This is a genomic window from Caldimonas sp., assembly GCF_046289365.1.
Classification (GTDB): domain Bacteria; phylum Pseudomonadota; class Gammaproteobacteria; order Burkholderiales; family Burkholderiaceae_C; genus Caldimonas.
In genome coordinates this window covers 1,619-5,734 of the sequence record NZ_JBKBVU010000199.1, presented here as the reverse complement: position 1 = coordinate 5,734, position 4,116 = coordinate 1,619, and the positions used below count along the sequence as shown (strand labels likewise).

The 4,116-nt window shown below is 72.5% G+C and carries 4 protein-coding genes; 2 read left to right on the top strand and 2 right to left on the bottom strand.

Going from position 1 to position 4,116, the window contains the following annotated elements; genetic code table 11:
* Nucleotides 1–944 (bottom strand): aminotransferase class I/II-fold pyridoxal phosphate-dependent enzyme (locus ACK42S_RS15115; RefSeq protein WP_409709320.1); only part of this gene is annotated, 944 nt, incomplete at its 3' end.
* A complete protein-coding gene (gene cbiB / locus ACK42S_RS15110) occupies nucleotides 941–1,897 on the bottom strand; it encodes an adenosylcobinamide-phosphate synthase CbiB (RefSeq protein WP_409709317.1) in 957 nt (318 codons plus the stop codon). The genes ACK42S_RS15115 and cbiB, both read right to left, overlap by 4 nt.
* Here cbiB and ACK42S_RS15105 point away from each other — a divergent pair.
* On the top strand, nucleotides 1,896–3,401 hold the full coding sequence (locus tag ACK42S_RS15105; protein WP_409709314.1) for a cobyric acid synthase: 1,506 nt from the start codon (nucleotides 1,896–1,898) through the stop codon (nucleotides 3,399–3,401). The genes cbiB and ACK42S_RS15105 overlap by 2 nt on opposite strands.
* Nucleotides 3,402–3,494: 93 nt before the next feature.
* On the top strand, nucleotides 3,495–4,116 hold a 622-nt coding region (locus ACK42S_RS15100; RefSeq protein WP_409709311.1), incomplete at its 3' end, for an alpha/beta hydrolase.

Sequence of the window (4,116 nt, the reverse complement as noted above, 5' to 3'; positions counted from 1 at the left end):
CCCTCGTGGCCGGCGGGCGCGGGCAGGTCGAACAGGCGCGTCCACACGCCCTGCGCGGCCAAGGCGTCGTGCAGCGCCGCAGCGCGGGAAGTGGGCACAGTGCGAAATAGCGTGGTGCCCAGGTGCGGCAGGCCGTGGCGCGTCAACAGCGCACCCAGGGCCTGCGCTTGGGCCTCTAGGCGCCCGCGCAGGGCCGCCTGCCAATGGGTATCACGCAGCGCCGCGGCAGCCAGTTGCAAGGCCACGCCGCCCACGGGCCAGGGGCCCAGCTCAGCGGCCAGGGCCTCGCGCCAGGCCTCTGGCGCCACCACCGCGCCCACGCGCAGCCCCGCCAGGCCGTAGAACTTGCCCAGCGAGCGCAGCACCACCGCGTTGCGCAAGCCCAGGCGGGCATGGCTGGGCTGGCCGGTGACGTCCAGGAAGGCTTCGTCGATGACGAGCAGGCGGCAGCGTGCAGCCAGGGCCTGCACGCGTGGGGTGTCGAAGGTATCGCCGGTGGGGTTGTTGGGGTGGGCGATGACGATCACGTCGGCCTCGGCTTGCCCCAGGTGTTCGCGGCTCAACCCCTGCACGGCGTGGCCTTCCAGCGCCCAGCGGGCGGCGTGTTCGCCATAGCTGGGCCACAGCACCTGCACCTGGGCGGCACCCCAGTGCCGCCGCCACAAGCGGGGCAAGGCCTGGATGACGGCCTGCGAGCCGGCCACGGGCAGCGCGCCTTCGCCATAGGCGGCCTCGAAGGCCTCGCGCACGGCGGCGTCCGGGCCGGGCAGGTCGTGCCAGGCCGCGTCAGGCAACCGCGCCAAGTGCTCGCGCACCGGCCAGGCCCAGGGGTTGATGCCGGTGGAAAGGTCGAGCCAGGGCTGGCCACCGGGCGCGCAGCCGTAGCGTGCGATGGCGCGATGCAGGTCAGCGCCGTGGGGGATGCGGGGCGCAGCCGGGATCATGCGGCCACCCCAGCCAGCCCACTGAGCACCAGCAGCCACAGCACCAGCACGCGGCCCAGCAGGGCGCAGGCGCGGTGCACATCAGCCGCCTGCGGGCGCTCGCCCTCCCCCAGTGCGGGCCGCTCTTCCACACGGCCGTGGTAGCGCGCCGCCCCGCCCAGGCGCAGCGACAGCGCGCCCGCGCCGGCGGCCATCACGGGCCCGGCGTTGGGGCTGTCCCACAAGGACGCCTGGGCGCGCCAGCAGCGCCAGGCGCGGCGGGTGTGGCCCAGCAGCGCATAGCTGAAGGCCGTGGCGCGGGCGGGCAGCCAGTTCAACATGTCATCGATGCGCGCCGCGGCCCAGCCGAAGTGCAGGAAGCGCGGCGTGCGGTAGCCCCACATGGCATCCAGCGTGTTGGCCAGGCGGTGCAGCAGCGCGCCCGGCGCGCCCGCAATGGCAAACCAGAAGAGGCTGGCAAACACGGCATCGCTGCCGTTTTCCAGCGTGGACTCCACGGCCGCCGTGGCCACGCCGGCTTCGTCCAGGGCACTGCAGTCGCGCGTGACGATGCGCTGCACGGCGCGGCGCGCGGTGGGCAGGTCTTGCGCCTGCAGCGCCTGCCCCACGGGCCACACGTGTTCGAAGAGGCTGCGCAGGCCCAGCGCGGCGTACAGCACCAGGCCATCGAGCCCCCAGCGCCAGGCCTCGGGAGTGGCAGCCCGCAAGGCCAGGAAGCCGCCCACGATCGGCCCCACGGCCAGGCTCCAGGCCAGCAGGCCGCGCCCTTTAGAGGGGGAACGATTCAGCCTGTGTTCGATGAACCCCACCCAGCGGCCGAAACCCACCAGCGGATGCCAGCGCTTCGGTTCACCCAGCAAGGCATCGAGTGCCACACCCAGCCACAGGCTCCACAGCCAGCCGGGCTGCGCGAGCGCAAGGTCGAAGGGGAAGGATGGAGGGGCGAAGGACATGGGGCGGGCCGGGCGAAATCATAATCGCGCGATGCCCTCCTTCTATGAACGCTTCCGCGGCACGCTGATGGTGCAGGGCTGCACGAGCGATGCCGGCAAGTCCACGCTGGTGGCGGCGCTCGGCCGGCTCTTCCATCGCCACGGCCGGCGCGTGGCGCCCTTCAAGCCGCAGAACATGGCGCTGAACTCGGCCGTGACGGCCGACGGTGGCGAGATCGGCCGCGCGCAGGCGCTGCAGGCCCAGGCCTGTGGGCTGGCGCCGCACACCGACATGAACCCGGTGCTGCTCAAGCCCAACAGCGACACCGGCGCGCAGGTGATCATCCAGGGCCGCGCGCGCTTCAATGCCGATGCGATCGAATACCACGAGTACAAGCCGCTGGCCCTGCCCTATGTGCTGGAGAGCTACGAGCGGCTGCGCGCCGCCCACGAAGTGGTGCTGGTGGAAGGCGCAGGCAGCCCGGCCGAGGTGAACCTGCGCGAGCGCGATATCGCCAACATGGGCTTTGCCGAAGCGGTGGACTGCCCGGTGATCCTGGTGGCCGACATCGACCGCGGCGGCGTCTTCGCCCACCTGCTGGGCACGCTGGACTGCCTGAGCGACAGCGAACGCGCCCGCGTGCGCGGCTTCGTGATCAACCGCTTCCGCGGCGACGTGTCGCTGCTGGAACCGGGCCTGCGCTGGCTGGAGGATCGCAGCGGCAAACCCGTGCTGGGTGTGCTGCCCTACCTCACCGGCCTGATGCTCGATGCCGAGGACGCCCTGCCCCGCGAGCGTCTGGCCAAGACCGATGCGCAGCGCCTGCGCGTGGTGGTGCCGGTGCTGCCGCGCATTTCAAACCACACCGACGTGGATGCGCTGCGCATGCACCCGCAGGTGGAGCTGATCCTCGCCGGCCCGGGCCAGCCGCTGCCCCCGGCCGACCTGGTGGTGCTGCCGGGCAGCAAGAGTGTGCAGGCCGACCTGCGCGCCTTGCGCGAACGCGGCTGGGACCGCGACCTGGCCCGCCACCTGCGCTATGGCGGCAAGCTGATTGCCATTTGCGGCGGCCTGCAGATGCTGGGTCGCGCGCTGCACGACCCGCAGGGCCTGGAGGGCCCGCCGGGCTCGATGCCGGGCCTGGGCTGGCTGGCCCTGGAGACCACACTCGCGCCCGAGAAACAGTTGCGCCAGGTGCACGGCCGGCTGCTGCCCGGCGGCGAGGCGGTAGCGGGCTACGAGATCCACGCGGGCGTGAGCACGGGCGCGGCGCTGGACCACCCGCTGCTCGATCTCGGCGGCCGCCCCGACGGTGTGCGCGACCCCGGCGGCCAGATCCTGGCCACCTATGTGCACGGTCTTTTCGACGCCCCCGAGGCCCAGGCCGCGTTGCTGCGCTGGGCAGGGCTCGACGCCGCCGCCGCCATCGACCTGAACGCCCTGCGCGAAGCCAGCCTGAACCGGCTGGCCGATGCCGTGGCGCAGCATCTGGAGGACGCCGCCTGGCGCCGGGCGCTGGGCTAGCGTTGCTGCGGCTTCACGATTCTTGACATCCGAACCCCTCGCGCTTTGCAAGCCTTGCCGAAGATGCGCTCATCGCCACCGCCGGAGCTCTGCATGAAACCGTCCCCGCACCGTCGCTTGCTCCTGATGGGCGCCCTGGGCCTGACCGGCCAGACTTTGCTGGGCTGCGCCAGCCCGGCCGAGGCACGGCATCCGTCGTCCATTCCCCCCGCCGAAGCCGGCCCCCCGCGGCTGGACCGGGACATCCCCTATGGCCCCCATCCGCGCCAACGCCTGGATGCCTACTTGCCGTCGGGACCGGCCAGTGGCGCGCTCCTCGTGATGGTGCATGGCGGCGCATGGCGATTCGGCGACAAGGCGTTACGCCGGGTGGTGCATCACAAGGTGCAACGCTGGCTCCCGCAGGGCCATGCGTTCGTCTCGATCAACTACCGCCTGCTGCCCGAGGCCGACCCGCTGGAGCAGGCCCGGGACGTGGCCCGTGCGATGGCCTTCGTGCAGGCCCAGGCACGCGACTGGGGAGCCGACCCCGATCGCATCGTGCTGATGGGGCATTCGGCCGGGGCGCACCTGGCGGCCCTGGTGACGGCCGACCGCGGCCTGGCAGGAGCCCACGGCGTGCGCCCCTGGGCGGGTACGGTGTTGCTGGACAGCGCGGCCCTGGACGCAGTGCGGCTGGACAACCTGCGCACCCTGGCGCACGGGCTGGTGCTAC